Raw genomic sequence first — 488 nt, forward strand, 5'->3', positions numbered from 1 at the left:
CCCCCCGACCTTCCCTATCACCTCTGGAATCCGCCCTGGCCTGCCATATGTTTTTCCATCCAAGCACTTGTATATCTCACCAAGTCGACGAGCGTTGAAATTCTTCGGTACTGTCAGAGCGCCGGTGACTTCATCAAGATCCCGCTTATTCGCGCAACCCTCCTTCATGGCCCCTTTCACTATCTGTTCGAGCTTCGCCCAGTCCAGAGCATCAAAGTTTCCGTCAAGGGCCACTTGTTCGAAGACCGCCAAAAGTGGGACAGTCATCTCGTATAGTTCACCTCGAATACCATTTCCTGTTGCCATTTCGCACAGTCCTTTTGGGTGTTGATAAAATTAATTATCGCTTTTAGTCTGATTGTCGTTCCGGGAGTTTTGGCACAAGACCCTCAATGGTCGATCAGCATCTCAATGGCATTCTTGAGGCTTGATGCTAGTTCCGGAAAACCGCTGTGCCCCTCTACGCTCGCTTCTGAGTAGGCGTTACC

Annotated in this window: 1 protein-coding gene; it reads right to left on the bottom strand. The window is 50.4% G+C overall.

Features of this window, described 5'->3' with window-relative positions:
- Positions 1 to 306: hypothetical protein (locus D7X32_RS45220; protein WP_147450545.1), on the bottom strand; the 306-nt coding region annotated here is incomplete at its 3' end.
- Positions 307 to 488: the final 182 nt, after the last annotated feature.

The organism is Corallococcus carmarthensis, from assembly GCF_003611695.1.
GTDB lineage: Bacteria > Myxococcota > Myxococcia > Myxococcales > Myxococcaceae > Corallococcus > Corallococcus carmarthensis.